18 protein-coding genes are annotated in these 15,340 nt (G+C 32.6%); 16 read left to right on the forward strand and 2 right to left on the reverse strand.

The window, feature by feature from the left end; genetic code table 11:
- Positions 1-150 precede the first annotated feature (150 nt).
- Together B6D18_RS02430 and B6D18_RS02435 are read right to left on the reverse strand one after the other, a co-directional pair.
- A complete protein-coding gene (locus B6D18_RS02430) occupies positions 151-549 on the reverse strand; it encodes a hypothetical protein (RefSeq protein WP_086362980.1) in 399 nt (132 codons plus the stop codon).
- Positions 550-575: 26 nt separating this feature from the next.
- Positions 576-1,643 carry a class I SAM-dependent methyltransferase gene (locus B6D18_RS02435; RefSeq protein WP_086363053.1) on the reverse strand — a complete coding sequence of 356 codons (1,068 nt, stop codon included), beginning with the start codon at positions 1,641-1,643 and terminating at the stop codon, positions 576-578.
- Positions 1,644-1,781: 138 nt separating this feature from the next.
- Between B6D18_RS02435 and B6D18_RS02440 the strand changes: the two genes are divergently transcribed.
- The 16 genes from B6D18_RS02440 to B6D18_RS02515 are packed head-to-tail and all read left to right on the forward strand — an operon-like array spanning position 1,782 to position 15,331.
- Positions 1,782-2,501 carry a beta-ketoacyl synthase chain length factor gene (locus tag B6D18_RS02440; RefSeq protein ID WP_086362981.1) on the forward strand — a complete coding sequence of 240 codons (720 nt, stop codon included), beginning with the start codon at positions 1,782-1,784 and terminating at the stop codon, positions 2,499-2,501.
- Positions 2,483-3,280, forward strand: a complete 798-nt coding sequence (locus B6D18_RS02445) for a 1-acyl-sn-glycerol-3-phosphate acyltransferase (protein ID WP_086362982.1) — start codon at positions 2,483-2,485, stop codon at positions 3,278-3,280. Before B6D18_RS02440 ends, B6D18_RS02445 begins: the two co-directional genes overlap by 19 nt.
- Before the next feature lie 19 nt (positions 3,281-3,299).
- Complete coding sequence (locus B6D18_RS02450) at positions 3,300-3,554, forward strand: phosphopantetheine-binding protein (protein WP_086362983.1); 255 nt, start codon at positions 3,300-3,302, stop codon at positions 3,552-3,554.
- Between the two features lie 15 nt (positions 3,555-3,569).
- Positions 3,570-3,818, forward strand: a complete 249-nt coding sequence (locus B6D18_RS02455; protein WP_086362984.1) for an acyl carrier protein — start codon at positions 3,570-3,572, stop codon at positions 3,816-3,818.
- A gap of 4 nt (positions 3,819-3,822) precedes the next feature.
- Positions 3,823-4,386, forward strand: coding sequence for a hypothetical protein (locus tag B6D18_RS02460; protein ID WP_086362985.1), 564 nt, complete (start codon positions 3,823-3,825; stop codon positions 4,384-4,386).
- Positions 4,356-5,726 carry an AMP-binding protein gene (locus B6D18_RS02465; RefSeq protein ID WP_086362986.1) on the forward strand — a complete coding sequence of 457 codons (1,371 nt, stop codon included), beginning with the start codon at positions 4,356-4,358 and terminating at the stop codon, positions 5,724-5,726. The genes B6D18_RS02460 and B6D18_RS02465 overlap by 31 nt, the downstream gene beginning before the upstream one ends.
- A complete protein-coding gene (locus B6D18_RS02470) occupies positions 5,723-6,085 on the forward strand; it encodes a hypothetical protein (RefSeq protein ID WP_086362987.1) in 363 nt (120 codons plus the stop codon). Before B6D18_RS02465 ends, B6D18_RS02470 begins: the two co-directional genes overlap by 4 nt.
- On the forward strand, positions 6,076-7,809 hold the full coding sequence (locus B6D18_RS02475; RefSeq protein WP_086362988.1) for a glycosyltransferase: 1,734 nt from the start codon (positions 6,076-6,078) through the stop codon (positions 7,807-7,809). The genes B6D18_RS02470 and B6D18_RS02475 overlap by 10 nt, the downstream gene beginning before the upstream one ends.
- Positions 7,802-8,224, forward strand: a complete 423-nt coding sequence (locus B6D18_RS02480; RefSeq protein WP_086362989.1) for a thioesterase family protein — start codon at positions 7,802-7,804, stop codon at positions 8,222-8,224. The genes B6D18_RS02475 and B6D18_RS02480 overlap by 8 nt, the downstream gene beginning before the upstream one ends.
- Positions 8,221-8,826 carry an outer membrane lipoprotein carrier protein LolA gene (locus B6D18_RS02485; protein WP_158092507.1) on the forward strand — a complete coding sequence of 202 codons (606 nt, stop codon included), beginning with the start codon at positions 8,221-8,223 and terminating at the stop codon, positions 8,824-8,826. Before B6D18_RS02480 ends, B6D18_RS02485 begins: the two co-directional genes overlap by 4 nt.
- Before the next feature lie 52 nt (positions 8,827-8,878).
- Entirely contained in the window at positions 8,879-11,113 is a 2,235-nt protein-coding gene (locus B6D18_RS02490; protein WP_254048613.1) for an MMPL family transporter, read from the forward strand.
- 30 nt (positions 11,114-11,143) lie between these two features.
- Positions 11,144-11,716, forward strand: a complete 573-nt coding sequence (locus tag B6D18_RS02495) for a DUF3261 domain-containing protein (RefSeq protein WP_086362992.1) — start codon at positions 11,144-11,146, stop codon at positions 11,714-11,716.
- Positions 11,717-12,898, forward strand: a complete 1,182-nt coding sequence (locus B6D18_RS02500) for a beta-ketoacyl-[acyl-carrier-protein] synthase family protein (protein ID WP_086362993.1) — start codon at positions 11,717-11,719, stop codon at positions 12,896-12,898.
- A complete protein-coding gene (locus B6D18_RS02505) occupies positions 12,898-13,371 on the forward strand; it encodes a hypothetical protein (RefSeq protein ID WP_086362994.1) in 474 nt (157 codons plus the stop codon). Before B6D18_RS02500 ends, B6D18_RS02505 begins: the two co-directional genes overlap by 1 nt.
- Positions 13,372-13,376: 5 nt before the next feature.
- The gene (locus B6D18_RS02510; protein ID WP_086363054.1) at positions 13,377-14,108 is read left to right on the forward strand and encodes a 3-ketoacyl-ACP reductase FabG2; all 732 of its coding nucleotides are present in this window, start codon (positions 13,377-13,379) and stop codon (positions 14,106-14,108) included.
- Positions 14,105-15,331, forward strand: coding sequence for a beta-ketoacyl-ACP synthase (locus B6D18_RS02515; RefSeq protein WP_086362995.1), 1,227 nt, complete (start codon positions 14,105-14,107; stop codon positions 15,329-15,331). The genes B6D18_RS02510 and B6D18_RS02515 overlap by 4 nt, the downstream gene beginning before the upstream one ends.
- Positions 15,332-15,340 lie beyond the last annotated feature (9 nt).

A 15,340-nucleotide genomic window follows, 5' to 3' on the forward strand; every position in this document is an offset into this window, starting at 1 on the left:
ATATTATTGTTAGTAAATAATATTATATTGTCAAAAACAGTGAATTGAAAAATATAATATCAACAATGAATTGAACATAAAAAAGCCCAAACAAATTTTGGGCTTAGTGGCACTTTATTTGAAAATAAAAATTATTTTTAGATTAAATTTTTATTTAGCTCTGAAAAGACTTTCTCTAATTTTAACATCAAGATTATTTACCCAACGGTTGTAATTACGATGAACTTTTCCATTACTACCTTGCAAGTTTGGACTAACAGACACGTAATTGATTGAATAACCTGTTGCAGAATAAGGGATATCAACTACAATTTCAAATTTACGGTTGAATAAATGACCTCTAATAGTATTGCTATTTAAGACTACCATTTTCCAAGTACCGAATGCTGCTTTACCTTTTGTGCCATTATCTAAAATAGCTTGTTTAACCTGTGCTTTAGTTAAACCATTAACAGGGGTAGTGATATTATTTGGTGCTTGATATCTACCGACACAACCAAATAATAGTGAAACTAAAAAAAATGCAGCAATATATTTGAAAAATTTCATTGTTTACTCCTTAAAGATAATTTTAATTAACGTTTTTTACATATAAGTAAAGTGTGTCCAAATCCAAGTCCATCAATATCTTTCTCAACGTGAAAACCAGCTTCATTTAAACATTGATAAAATACCTTGGAGTGATAAAAGCGGCTATTACCGTTAGCTAAACAAGTAAAATAGAGAGAGGAAGCATTTAAGCTTAGAGCACCAGCCTCAAAATTTTGGCGATCCCAAAAAAGATCCATAATACAGACTGTTGCATCATCATTCATACTACGATGGATTAATTTTAATATCTGAACAATTTGCTCCGAACTAAAACAATCTAAAAATTGGCTCATCCACCAGACATCTGCTTGATTGGGTAAAATTTCAGCATTCAATAAATTAACAGAAACACCATCAATCCGATCATCATAACCTGCTTGTTTTATATTTTCTTTAGCGACAGCTATTTGTTCTGGTAAATCTAAGATTGTTACTTGAGTTTCCTGTAAATTTTTAGCACAAAAAATCGCCCATTTACCAGTGTTCCCACCGATATCGTAAATATGTTTTGGTTTTAATTCACTAATGTAAGGCAAAGCAGCAGGAAAAGAGTGATCCGAATAAAAATGATCGAATTCAAACCAACTTTTTTTGGCCAGCTTTGGTAATGATTGCAACATTGGATAAATCGTTTTTCCCTCACCAAAAACTTTCAAACCGCTTGGTTCGCCTTTTTCAAGCGCTTCTTGAAGAAAAAACATGCTTTGATAGCAGATATCTTGGGAAAAATTGAGGTTAACTTCTGTCATTTTGTCATGTAATAAAAAATGACCTATTTTACCTAAAATATAGTTTGAATCTTGTTGATAAATAACACGCATGCTAAGTGCAACATCTAACAATAGTTCAATTGCATAATTGGATAAAGACACTTTTTTGGTTAGATCATCTAAGTTAATACCATTTTTTCCAGCCTGATCAATGTGAGATAAAATCCCATGATTTTTCATAGCGATGATTGCTTGGAATAAAATTGGTGCAAAAGCGATTTTTTGCGCCTCTGTAACTGCTTCTAATGCTGTATAAATTTCTTTATTAAATCCATACCTGATGTTTTCTTGTTCTGTCAATCTCTTGCCTTTTTATTGTTTTACTGTATTGTATAAATCTAATTTGATGTTTCTCAAGAATTATTGATTTAATAATATTACAAAAAGTAACTAAGTAAAGAATTAATTAAAAACATTACTATGAAATTTTCTTTTTCAATCGAAAATTGGTTTGCTTTATCTGCTGGTTTATCTTCTAAATCTGACTGGCAATTATGGTCAAAACAGGTTAATCATAATTGGGATTTACCACTTCCCAAACTCAATAAATTACCTATGATGCAAGCAAGGAGGATGAGTATTTCATCACGCTTAGCCGTTGAGGTTGGTTTAGAACTTATTGAAAATAACAAACTTGATTTAGCAATTTTCTCTAGCCGACATGGTGAACTTGAAAGAACATATAAAATACTGACATCATTGAACCAAAATATTGATATTTCACCAACTGACTTCGCATTATCGGTACATAATACCGCATCAGGTTTATTCACAATTATTGCCAAACAAAATGTACCAGTCACTTCACTAAGTGCAAATGATGATAGTTTTCAACAAAGTTTATTAGAAGCATTACCAACATTACTCCAAAATGATAAAAAAGTACTGTTAATTGATTTTGATGGCAGGATACCGCAATCATACCAAACAATTGTTCACCAATTAATTCCTTACTATGCGGTAGGATATATCTTAACTAAAGGTAATCAATTTACTTGTCAAAGTATTGAAAAAACATCACAATCAAATCAAATCGACTATCCTCAATCGTTAGCATTTTTAAATGCATTTTTAAATGAAAAGCAGAAATTTATCATAAAAGGTTTATCTCAAGATTGGCAATGGACTCTCAATATATAAACAAACAAAAACCATACACCTTAAATCAGTGGTGGCGATTATTTGCAACCGCACTGGGTTTTATCATATTTGGCCTTTATGGATTAATCGTTCTTTCGATTATATGGTTTAGTTTATTAAGATTATTCGTATGGAATAAACAGAAAAGAACAATAATTGCTCAATATAGCATTAGTATAAGTTTTAAAGTATTTTTGTGGATAATAAAATTCCTAGGTATTTTTAATTATCAATTTACAGGTATAGAAAAATTAAAACAAGATGAAGGATGTTTGATCATTGCAAATCATCCATCTTTATTAGATGTAGTACTTTTGGTATCCGTTATGAGAAGATGTGATTGCTTAGTTAAAGGTGCTTTACTTAATAATATTTTCATCAGTCGTATCATCAAAACAGCAGGTTATATTCTCAATGGCGAATCTAGCCGAATACTACCTCAATGCAGCGAGATACTGTCTAACAAAGGTAAAATTTTGATTTTTCCTGAAGGAACTAGAAGCACACCAAATAATCCTATAACGTTACAAAGAGGTGCTGCAAATATAGCATTACGTTGCCATGCAGATATCCGAATCATACACATTAAATGCAATCCACCTTGGTTGATAAAACAACAAAAATGGTATGACATTCCGGAGAGAAAGGCTGTGTTTAATATTACTATTGGTGAAAAGATTAAAATTGATGATTTTTTAGACCCAAATACAACTATTGCCGCAAGAAAACTTACACGACATCTTGCATTATTGTTAACCCAAGAACCATTAAAAGAGTAATAGAGACAAAGGAAATAAAATGGAAAAACTACATCATGATATAAAGGCATTAATAATCGATGTTCTTAATTTAGAAGATATCACACCAGAAGATATTGATACCCAAGCTCCACTATTTGGTGATGGATTAGGTTTAGATTCAATCGATGCGCTAGAACTAGGTCTTGCTATCAAAAATCAATATGGTATTGTTTTATCTTCTGAAAGTGAAGAAACCAAAAAAGCATTTTACTCAGTTGCAACATTAGCTGATTTAATTAGTTCTCAACAGTAATAAGGAAGATTTTTAATGGATAAGCAACAAATTTTTCAACAAGTACAATCTGCGCTCGTGCAACTTTTTGAATTATCTGCCGATCAGATTAAACCAGAATCTAAACTTTTTGAAGAATTAGACTTAGACAGTATTGATGCTGTGGATTTAGTCGTACATTTACAAAAAAAGATTGGCAAAAAAGTCGATCCAGAAACATTTAAAGCAGTTAGAACGGTTCAAGACGTTGTTGATGCAGTCGACAATTTAGTAAATAATAAATAGCATTATGGATAAGTTTAAGTTAGTACTAAAGGCAATAACAGGTTTAATCCTGTTTTGCTACCCTTTAGTTATTTACTTATCTTTCAAATATCAAGTCATCAATATTGCTATTTTTTGGATTGCTACATTCTTAATATTGAGACTAATTACATTACCTAATCAGTTCTCAAATATAGGTTGGTTAGCTAAAATAGTAACTTGCTTTGGATTACTATTAGCATTAATTAGTTGGGTCTTTGACAAATTTCAATTCCTACTTTATTACCCAGTAGCAACTAACCTATTATTCTTAATATTTTTTGGCTATTCATTATATCAACCTCAAAATATTATTGAAAAATTTGCTAGATTAAAACAAGGTAACTTATCAATAAGTACAATTAGATATACAAGAAAAGTGACTATTTGCTGGTGTCTATTTTTTATATTAAATGGTTCAATAGCACTAATTACATGTTTCATTCATGATATGTATTGGTGGACAATATATAACGGATTAATAAGTTATTTATGTACTGGATTATTTATGGGGGTAGAATGGATTGTTCGTCAAAAAATAAAACACTAGTTTTATTATCAGAGCAATTGTTACGACCAGATAATGAAATAATTGCATTCAGAAAACATCAACCACTAACAATTAGTGATTTTAAAAAATTAATCACTATTATCGTCAGTAAGATTAGAAAATATCCAGAAAAAAACTGGGTTTTGTTCATGGATGATAGTTTTAATTTTGTTGCGGGGCTATTTGCTCTTCTTTATTCTGGTAAACACCCACTACTACTAAATCCTTACCATAAAGAGTTACAACACCATTATCAAGCAATATTAACTGATAATGATATTGCAAATATTCATTTGTCAACTAAACTACCAATTATCAATATCTATCAGTCTCAACCAGAAAAAAAAATTAGCCAAATCAATCTGGAATTTAAACAAACATCATTGACATTATTCACTTCTGGTTCAACTGGACTTCCCAAACCGATTGAGAAATCAATTTCCCAACTTGAAGATGAAATTGCGATATTAATCGATAATTTAGGTACGTTAACCAATGATCTTTTTATTGCTTCTGTGTCACATGAACATATGTATGGGTTAACTTTTAAAATAATGTTATCTTTAAGTTGTAAAATACCTTTTGTATGCGAAACAATACTTTATCAAGAACAATTAGCAACTTATCAATCAAAAAAAATAATTTACATTACAACGCCATCAATTATTAAAAATTTAGATAATAAATTACCAATTATTAAGTGTACAGAGGTGTTTTCTTCTGGTGGTGAGATGAGTTTCGAAAATGCCCAATTTTGTTTACAAAATTTCAACGTTTTACCTTGTGAAATTTATGGTTCAAGTGAAACTGGAATTATAGCCAGAAGAAAGCAAAAATCGCTAAATACGCCTTGGGAACTTTTTTATCCAATACAAATAAAATCCACCTCAAATCATCAACCACTATTGATATCACCATTACTGCAGCAACCGGAATTATTAAACGATAAATTACAAAAAATAGATGATACAAGGTTCTATTTAAAAGGCCGCATGGATAAAATAGTCAAAATTGCTGAGCAGCGCCTATCTCTCACCTTTATTGAGAAGCAAATAAATAAACTCGCAGTAGTTGAACAAGTAGTTGTGATTCCATTAGAGCAAAATAATAGAACCATTTTAGGTGCCATCATCAAAATAGATCAAACTCAAGGTAAAGAAATAGAAAAATTGAATCACCTCAAACTTACACAATATTTTCGACATTTACTAAAAGATACATTATCATTAGTTGAAATACCAAAAAAATGGCGTTTTATTGAAAATTTTCCGAAAAACTCACAGGGTAAGTGCACTTATACTGACTTAAAAGCATTATTTGATGCAACAGATAAGATATGAAAAAAGAGTTAGCCACACAGATAAACATTATTAAAACCGAAACAGAAGCTAATATTGAAATCACCATACCACCAGATCTTTCTTGGTTTAAAGGTCATTTCCCTACACAACCAGTATTACCGGGAGTGACACAGATTAATTGGGTTATTGATTATGCCCAAAAGTTATTCGGTTCTAACTTAACAATATCATCCATTGAAGTAGTAAAATTTCAATCACCGATATTACCTAATGATCATCTAAAATTAACCTTAATTTGGGATAAAGATACCCAAAAACTAAAATTCACCTATAGTTTTATTACTCAACATAATAACCATAAAGTAGCAAGTACAGGAAAGCTTACCCTATGTCAGTAGTAGCACCGCACTTGTCTAATAGTTATTGTTTTATTATCCCTTGTTATAATCATAGTGATGCATTAGTCAATGTGCTAAAAAATATTGAGCAGTACCAAATTCCTTGTTTTTTAATTGATGATGGCAGCGCATATGACCAAGCACAAAAACTAATTGAAATTAGCAAACAGTACCCATGGGTAAATTTAGTTCGATTATCTTCAAATAAAGGTAAAGGTGCAGCGGTGATGTGTGGATTTAACCATGCATTTAATCAAAATTTTGATTATGCCATACAGATTGATGCTGATGGGCAACATGACAGCAAAATTGTTAAACAACTTATTGAACAATCACAATTAAATCCGAATGCGTTAATTTCAGGTTATCCTGTCTATGATGATTCAGTACCAAAACATCGCCTTATTGCAAGATATATTACCCATTTTTGGGTCTGGATCGAAACCTTATCATTTAAAATAAAAGACAGTATGTGCGGATTTCGAGTTTATCCATTAAAACCAACATGCAAATTAATAAAACAATATCAAATTGGCAAAAAAATGGATTTCGATACCGACATTATGGTTCGATTATATTGGCAAGGTATCGATTCTGTTTTTGTACCAACTCATGTGACTTATCCCATTGACGGGATTTCTCACTTTAAAGCATGCAAAGATAACCTATTAATTAGTTGGATGCATACACGACTTTTTTTTGGCATGTTGCCCAGAATACCAAGATTAATAAAACAAAACCGGTTAAAAAAAAGTAAGGATACTCACTGGTCGCAAACTGAAGAACGTAAAGGTCTATTCGGCATTAAATTAATTTTAATGTTATATCGCCTATTTGGTCGTCGAGCAGCTCAAATAATCATGTTCCCGGTAATTAGTTATTTCTGGTTAACGGGAAAAAAACAACGGCAAGCATCAAAAATATATTTAGAAAAAATTCTTAAACAGTACCAAAGTGTACCTTTAGTCGACAAGAAAAAACTAACTTCTTTCTGGCATTTTCAGCATTTTGGTGAATCACTTTTAGACAAACTTGCCAGTTGGCAAGGTGATATAAAACTTGATGACATTTATGCACCGAATAAAAACGAGTTTTTAAGGTTAGTTTCTGAAAAAAAAGGCATTATCTTAATTTGTTCCCATTTAGGTGATATTGAAATGTGTCGTGCATTAGCTGAAATATCACATCATGTGAAAATTAATGCCCTTGTCCATAAACGTAATGCTGTAAGATTTAACCAAGTATTAAAACAAGTTAATGAAGCTTCGGTTATCAATTTAATTGAAGTTGCTACATTAGGGGCTGATACAGCCATATTACTTCAGCAAAAACTTGAAGCTGGTGAGTGTGTTGCCATCATTGCCGATAGAACTTCGGTTAATCCGTATCAAAGAGTTCCTGAAAACGCAATTGTTTGGGCAAACTTTTTAGGTAAACCAGCTCCCTTTCCTAAAGGACCATTTGTGTTATCTTCAGCGTTAAAATTTCCTGTTTACTTTTGCTGGGGATTAAAACCAAATGGACGATTCCAAATATACCTAGAACATTTTACTGATGAGTTAAAGCTATCAAGAAAAAACAGACAAGAAGAACTTGAACAAATTGTACAGTTTTACGCAAATCGACTAGAACATTATTGTTTACAATCACCACTTGATTGGTTCAATTTTTTCGATTTTTGGCAATTTAATCCACCTGAAACACTTAGTAATAAAGATGAATAATTTTAATAACTGTTATATCACAATCGACTATACCCCATCTTTTCATGATACTGATGCTATGGGTGTTGTTTGGCATGGTAATTATCTTAAATTTTTCGAAAAAGCTCGTGAAGCCTTATTTAGAAAATTCAACTATGGTTATAAAGAAATGATTGATTCCGGTTATCTATGGCCGATTGTAGATACCAAAATCAAATATACCGCTCCAGCCCTAGCCGAACAAACTTTAGAAATTAATGCCAAACTAGAAGAATATGAGCATAGAATAAAAATAAGCTACCTAATAAAAGATAAAAAAACAGGTAAAAAAACAACCTCAGGCTACACAATTCAAGTTGCAGTATCAGCTGCTAATCAGGAAATGACCTTTGTCACACCTGACATATTTTTACAATGTTTTGGATTAATCAAATGAAGAAATACCTTACTATTTTATTCTCGGCACTACTATTAACATTTTCAACTATATCCAGTGCAATAACGTTAATGGATTTACAACAGTTATTTAGTAAAAACCAAGTTGTTCGTGCTGATTTTGTTCAAGACCGCTATATTAATGGTTTAACTTCCCCCATTCATTCAACAGGAAAAATGATCATATCCAAAGAATTAGGATTATGGTGGCAACAAAAAACACCTTTTGCGATGACATTAAAAATGAATCAACAACGGATGGAACAACGAATAGAAGCTCAAGCTCCCGAAGTCATAACAGCTGAAAAACAACCACAACTTTTTCAATTTAACCATCTCTTAACCGCAATTTTCACTGCCGATAAAGATATGCTTGAAAGCAATTTTGATATAACAATTACCGAACAAAATAAATATTGGACTGTAACACTACAACCAAAATTGGCGCCCTTAAACAAAATTTTCAAACAGATAATTCTTAATGGTAAAGCTTATTTAGAAAAAGTTACCATTAATGATATGCAAAACGATAAAACAGAGCTGACATTCGCAAATCATAAAACAACAAAATTAAGTCAAAATGAACAATTGCTATTCAAATAATCGATTAATATTAACAAGAAGAGCGATTCTATGGTTAATAATAGTGATCGGTATGATTTTTACTGCGTATAATCTTTTAGTTAACAGTAAAATCAATAGTAGCGTTTTATCTTTATTGCCAAAAGAACAAACCAACAATGTTCCAACTGAAATCATTGATAGCTTCCAAAATCGATTAGACAAACAGCTGGTCTGGTTAATTAAGCCGGCAAAGGGTGAATTAAATCCTGTAAATTGGTGGTACCAAACTTTAAAAAAGCAATCTTTTATCGGCGAAGTAAACGGTTATTTTGATGAACAATTTCAAAAAAATTGGGGAAAATTTGCGTTCGAATATCGCTACCAATTGCTCGACACAAAAACTAGTGAAAGATTAAAAAATCATACACAACTTAGTTGGATTCAAAGCCAATTATATTCTCCTTTTAGTGGGATAAGTGCTAATGAATTAGAAAGTGATCCACTTTTACTAACACGTTCATCACAATTAAATCAACTAGCTAATTCAGGTGGATTAACTATCCAAAATAACTGGTTGTCTGGACAAGATAGCCAAGGCAATCAATGGTATATGATTTACGCTGAGTTAAATGATTCATCATTTAATATGAGTCAATCACACCAGATAACTTCTCAATTAAACGAACTTACTAAACAACTACATGAACACTGGCCTGATATTGAAATTTTAAAAAGAGGTGTACTTTTTTACAGCGATTATGCCAGTAATGAAGCTAAAGATGATATAACCACAATTGGTAGTCTATCAATCATCGGCATTGTAATATTAATTATTAGTATATTTCGCTCCATAAGACCGATAATTTTATCATTATTGTCAATTTTTATTGGTTTGGTTTGTGGTTTAGTTGCAGTTTTAACTCTATTTGGTGAGATTCATATTATGACATTAGTTATGAGCACTAGTGTTATAGGCATAACTGTTGATTATTCACTTCATTACTTAACTGAGCGGCTGTTGCATGGTAATCAAGAATCACCTTATACCAGTTTAAAAAAATTAATATCAACGCTAACTGTAGCATTATGCACAAGTTTTATTGCATATATTATTTTATTAATTGCGCCTTTCCCTGGCTTAAAACAGTTATCAATATTTGCAGTATTTGGCCTCATAGGTGCTTTTTTAACCGTCATATGTTGGTATCCATTACTAGTTAACAAATTACCTGTCCGTGAACGTGTTGGTTATCAGCTATTAAACCGCTGGCTAAACTTATGGCAACATAAACAGATGCAATGGTTAATGGTATCGATTGCATTATTATTTATTGGTTATGGCTTAATTAATTTAAAAGTTGATGACGATATTGGAAAACTACAAGCATTACCAGCACAATTACAACAACAAGAACAAAAAATTATCAGTATCACCCATCAGACAACTGATCAAAAATGGTTTATCGTATTTGGTGATACTGCCGAACAAACATTGCAACGACTTGAACAATTTTCACACAAACTAGAACAAGCAAAAATGGCAGGTTATTTCGAACAATATCAAAGTATAAATTTACCTTCAATACAAAAACAGCAACAAAATATTGAATTAGTAAAACAATACAGTCCTGAAATTTTATCCTCGTTAACACAAATGGGAATTAAAACTAAGTTACCTGATCTTAATAAGAAACAAGCGATTATTACACCAGAGCAATGGCAACAAAGTGAACTTAGTCAAGGTAGAAAATTACTTTGGTTAACTTTACAATCAGGACAAAGTGCTACATTAATTCCAATAAGTGGTATTAAAAATATTAATGAAATTAAAAAATTATCTGACGTTGATCAAGGTATTCATTGGCTTGATCGCCGAGATGAATTTAACACTATGTTTGCCTTCTATAGAATACACTTATCCCAACTTATTACTGGTGCTGTAACCATTATTTGTTTGTGCTTTATATTTTATCATCGTAAATATGGTATAAAAGCAGCATTAAAAAGCACATTACCAACATTATTATCAATTGGAATAGCATTAGCTATGCATGGTATAACTAATCAAACTCTTAATTTATTCTCAATGTTAGCACTAATTCTTGTTATTGGTATTGGTATCGACTATAGTTTATTTCTTAGTAACGATAAAAGCCAAACCCAAAGTGCGTTATTAGCTGTCACAATGGCAGCAATAACCACAATATTATCTTTTGGCTTACTAATAATAAGCCATACTGTCGCAATCAAAGGTTTTGGATTAGTATTAGCCAGTGGGATATTTACTGCTTTTTTATTTGCTCCATTAGTTATCAATAATAAATAAAATAAATAATGAAATACTAGGTACAACAGGATGAAGAAATATTTAAATTTAACTTTGCTATTATTAAGTATGTTGATTTCAGCTTGCTCATTTCAACCCAAATCTGAAGCTTGGTTAACTAAAGAAACTAAAGTTAATTTGCCGAAATTAGATCTCAATCAAAATTATCACGATCAACAATTGTTAACATTCAAATATAATAATCAAGAAAACTCAATTATCACAATCGTTGATATCAAAGACAACCACTTAACTGTAATGGGACTTTCTACTATCGGTATTCGTCTATTTGAAATCCAATATAACGGTAGTGAAGTCAAAGCGAAACAACATATATTTATCCAACAACTTCCTCCACCAGAACAAGTATTATCAGACATCATGTTAAGCATTTTACCAACAGCTGCGTGGAAAAAAGTATTACCTACAGATTGGCAACTCATTGATAAAGGCTTATCTAGAACGCTTATTAATGATCGTCACGAAACTATTATCAATATCACCTATAATAAACAACCTACAAATGTTATAAGAAAACCAATTAAAATTGAACACGCTGTATTTAGTTATCAAATTGCAATTCAAAGTATGGAAAAACAATAGATGATTTATATTGCTGCGCTTGGCGCAATAAACACTTTAGGAAACAGCAAACAACAAATAGCCGATAATTTATCGAAAAATTATTGTGCTAAGCATTGCTTAACAAAAGAAGAAGGATGGTTACTAAATGGCCAAGATACTTGGTTAGGTAAAGTTACCAATGATTTGCCCTTAATTCCTGACCATCTCATACAATATTCAACAAGAAACAATCAATTACTCTATGCGGCATATTTGCAAATTAAACAACCAATACAACGAGCTATCGAAAAATATGGTGCTAAACGAATAGCGGTTATAATGGGTACAAGTACTTCAGGAATACATGAAGGTGACAACAATATTAAGCATTATCTAAAAACGCACCATTGTCAGCCAAATTTTCATTATCATCAACAAGAATTAGGAGATCCATCTAGATTTTTAACAGAACTACTAAACCTAGAAGGCCCTAGTTATACCATTTCAACTGCTTGTACATCTAGCGCAAAAGCTGTAATGAGCGGACAGCGATTGATTGAATTAGGTTTAGTTGATGCAGCGATTGTGGGTGGTGCTGACAGCTTAAGCAGAATGCCCCTCAATGGTTTTAATGCACTTGAAGCTCTATCAGATAACCCTTGCATGCCATTTTCCCAAGATCGTAACGGCATAAACATTGGTGAAGCTAGTGGCATAATTTTATTAACCAAAGAAGAATCGAGCGAAATTGCACTATTAGGCACCGGAGAATCCTCAGATGCTTATCACATTTCATCACCTCATCCGGAAGGAATTGGCGCACAAGCGGCAATGGAAATGGCATTAAATAATGCTAACTTAACACCAGATCAAATTGGTTATCTCAACTTACATGGCACAGCAACAATTCTTAACGACCAAGCTGAAAGTAAGGCGGTTTATCGTTTATTTAATCAAAACTTGCCTTATTGTAGTTCAACTAAACATCTAACTGGACATACATTAGGTAGCGCTGCAATTACTGAACTGGCTATAAGTTATTTGTTACTTAACCAAAATATTTATTTACCACAGCAAAATTTTTCGAGATCACCTTATGATAAAGATCTAGATAAAATTAATATAGTTACAGAAAAAATGATGCTACAAAAACCAATTATAATGTCTAATTCTTTTGCTTTTGGTGGCAATAATGCATCACTTATTATTGGAAAAGTATAATGCAATATCAATCAGCAAGTTTCTATCTGCCACACAAGACTCCAATGATCATGATCGATAAAGTTCATTTAGTTGACGATCAACAAAGCATTTGCAGTGTGAAAGTGACTAAAGATGGCATACTCTCTCCATTTTTAAATGATGATGATCAACTACCCAACTTTTTTGCTATCGAATTAATGGCACAAACCATTGGCGTTTGGAATGGATATCATGATGCAAAGAAAAATCACTCACCACAATTGGGTATGTTACTAGGTGGCCGAGCAATAAAAACCTCATTACCAGCATTTGCTCTTGATAGTGAATTAATAATAACCGCCAATTTAATCCTTGTTGATTCAAAATTGGCTAATTTTGATTGCCATATTACCATCGACCAACAATGTGTTGCGTCTGGCAAACTTAATGTTTATGAACCCGATCACAGCGAATTAGATCTACTTTTTGGTTCCCAGCGACTAGGAGGATAATGATAATGAATCGAACAATACTTGTCACTGGAGCAAGTAAAGGAATTGGTAAAGCAATAGCGTACAAACTATCGTTAGATGGTTTTAATATCGTTATACACTACCATAGTGATAAACAAGGTGCGCTTGAAACGCAAAAACTCATAGAACAAACAGGTCAAAAAAGCAGGTTGTTACAATTTGATATAAGCAACACCGAGCAGTGCCAACAAGTAATTGAAGCTGATATTGAACAACATGGTGCCTATTACGGAGTGGTAAATAACGCAGGGATTATCCGAGATGGAGCTTTCCCTGCATTAACACAAGATGATTGGAAAGCGGTAATTCATACTGATCTGGATAGTTTTTACAATGTGTTACAACCTTGTATCATGCCGATGATTGGATTACGTAATGGAGGAAGAATTGTTGTTATATCATCAGTTTCAGGCATCGTTGGCAATCGTGGTCAAGTTAATTACAGTGCAGCTAAAGCCGGTGTAATTGGTGCAACTAAAGCGTTAGCTCTTGAACTAGCTAAACGAAAAATTACTGTCAACTGTATTGCACCAGGACTAATTGATACAGGGATCTTGGATATGGAACCAATAGCTTTAAAAGAAGCAATGAACATGATTCCACTAAAAAGAATGGGGCACGTTGATGAAGTCGCGGGACTTGCAAGTTATTTAATGTCAGACAACGCTGGGTATATAACACGGCAAGTCATTTCAATAAATGGAGGAATGGTATGACAAAACGAGTAGTCATAACAGGGATTGGTGGCGTCACTGCATTTGGTAATGAATGGGCTGAAATTGAGCATAAACTAAAACAATTAGAAAATGCAGTTCGATACATGCCTGAATGGGAAATCTATGACGGATTACATACTAAACTTGGTGCTCCTATTGATAATTTTGTATTACCTGATCACTATACAAGAAAAAAAACCCGTTCGATGGGCAGAGTATCTTTACTCTCAACAAAAGCAACTGAAATCGCTTTAGAAAAAGCAGGATTGTTAGATGATCCTGAACTCACTAATGGTAATACTGGCATCGCATTTGGATCATCAACTGGTAGTACTCAACCTGTTGCATCATTTGCAACTATGTTAAATGAAAAGCATACTAACAACATCACAGCAACAACCTATATTCAAATGATGCCGCATACTACCGCTGTTAATACTGGCCTATTTTTTGGTTTGAAAGGTAGATTGATCACCACATCAAGTGCTTGTACATCTGGTAGTCAAGCGATTGGCTATGCTTACGAGGCAATAAAATACGGTATGCAGAAAATCATGGTAGCTGGTGGAGCCGAAGAATTATGTCCATCAGAAGCAGCTGTTTTTGATACCCTATTTGCTACTAGTCAACTTAACGACACGCCAAAACTATCGCCAAGACCTTATGATCGCGATCGCGATGGTTTAGTTATTGGTGAAGGTGCTGGAGCATTAATTTTGGAAGAATATGAACATGCCAAAGCCCGCGGTGCGAAAATTTATGGTGAAATTATTGGCTTCAAAACCAACTGTGATGCTAGTCATATTACTCAACCAAGACAAGAAACAATCCAGTATTGTATCGAACAATCATTAAAAGATGCAGGATTGGATGCCAATCAAATTGGCTACATTAGTGCGCACGGTACCGCTACCGCACGAGGAGATGTAGCTGAAAGTAATGCGGTAGCTAATATTTATGGTAATAAAACACCAATATCATCATTAAAAAGTTATTTTGGTCATACTCTTGGTGCTTGTGGAGCAATAGAAGCATGGTTAACTTTAGAAATGATGCATTCAGGTTGGTTTAACCCAACTATCAACTTAAATCATGTGGATCCACAATGCGGAGACCTTGATTATATTGTCGGGGCAGGACGAAATTTGGATATTGAATACTTTCAAACTAATAATTTTGCTTTTGGTGGTATTAATACCTCAATTGTTATCAAAAGAATATAGTTTATTTAT

The sequence above is a fragment of the Gilliamella sp. A7 genome, from assembly GCF_002142015.1.
Lineage (GTDB): Bacteria > Pseudomonadota > Gammaproteobacteria > Enterobacterales > Orbaceae > Gilliamella > Gilliamella apis_A.

What these genes read in the sequence shown, in the direction of transcription:
- B6D18_RS02430 (WP_086362980.1), bottom strand. Translation starts at nt 549, where the DNA reads ATGAAATTTTTCAAATATATTGCTGCATTTTTTTTAGTTTCACTATTA.
- B6D18_RS02440 (WP_086362981.1), top strand. Translation starts at nt 1,782, where the DNA reads ATGAAATTTTCTTTTTCAATCGAAAATTGGTTTGCTTTATCTGCTGGT.
- B6D18_RS02445 (WP_086362982.1), top strand. Translation starts at nt 2,483, where the DNA reads ATGGACTCTCAATATATAAACAAACAAAAACCATACACCTTAAATCAG.
- B6D18_RS02450 (WP_086362983.1), top strand. Translation starts at nt 3,300, where the DNA reads ATGGAAAAACTACATCATGATATAAAGGCATTAATAATCGATGTTCTT.
- B6D18_RS02455 (WP_086362984.1), top strand. Translation starts at nt 3,570, where the DNA reads ATGGATAAGCAACAAATTTTTCAACAAGTACAATCTGCGCTCGTGCAA.
- B6D18_RS02460 (WP_086362985.1), top strand. Translation starts at nt 3,823, where the DNA reads ATGGATAAGTTTAAGTTAGTACTAAAGGCAATAACAGGTTTAATCCTG.
- B6D18_RS02465 (WP_086362986.1), top strand. Translation starts at nt 4,356, where the DNA reads ATGGATTGTTCGTCAAAAAATAAAACACTAGTTTTATTATCAGAGCAA.
- B6D18_RS02470 (WP_086362987.1), top strand. Translation starts at nt 5,723, where the DNA reads ATGAAAAAAGAGTTAGCCACACAGATAAACATTATTAAAACCGAAACA.
- B6D18_RS02475 (WP_086362988.1), top strand. Translation starts at nt 6,076, where the DNA reads ATGTCAGTAGTAGCACCGCACTTGTCTAATAGTTATTGTTTTATTATC.
- B6D18_RS02480 (WP_086362989.1), top strand. Translation starts at nt 7,802, where the DNA reads ATGAATAATTTTAATAACTGTTATATCACAATCGACTATACCCCATCT.
- B6D18_RS02485 (WP_158092507.1), top strand. Translation starts at nt 8,221, where the DNA reads ATGAAGAAATACCTTACTATTTTATTCTCGGCACTACTATTAACATTT.
- B6D18_RS02490 (WP_254048613.1), top strand. Translation starts at nt 8,879, where the DNA reads ATGATTTTTACTGCGTATAATCTTTTAGTTAACAGTAAAATCAATAGT.
- B6D18_RS02495 (WP_086362992.1), top strand. Translation starts at nt 11,144, where the DNA reads ATGAAGAAATATTTAAATTTAACTTTGCTATTATTAAGTATGTTGATT.
- B6D18_RS02500 (WP_086362993.1), top strand. Translation starts at nt 11,717, where the DNA reads ATGATTTATATTGCTGCGCTTGGCGCAATAAACACTTTAGGAAACAGC.
- B6D18_RS02505 (WP_086362994.1), top strand. Translation starts at nt 12,898, where the DNA reads ATGCAATATCAATCAGCAAGTTTCTATCTGCCACACAAGACTCCAATG.
- B6D18_RS02510 (WP_086363054.1), top strand. Translation starts at nt 13,377, where the DNA reads ATGAATCGAACAATACTTGTCACTGGAGCAAGTAAAGGAATTGGTAAA.
- B6D18_RS02515 (WP_086362995.1), top strand. Translation starts at nt 14,105, where the DNA reads ATGACAAAACGAGTAGTCATAACAGGGATTGGTGGCGTCACTGCATTT.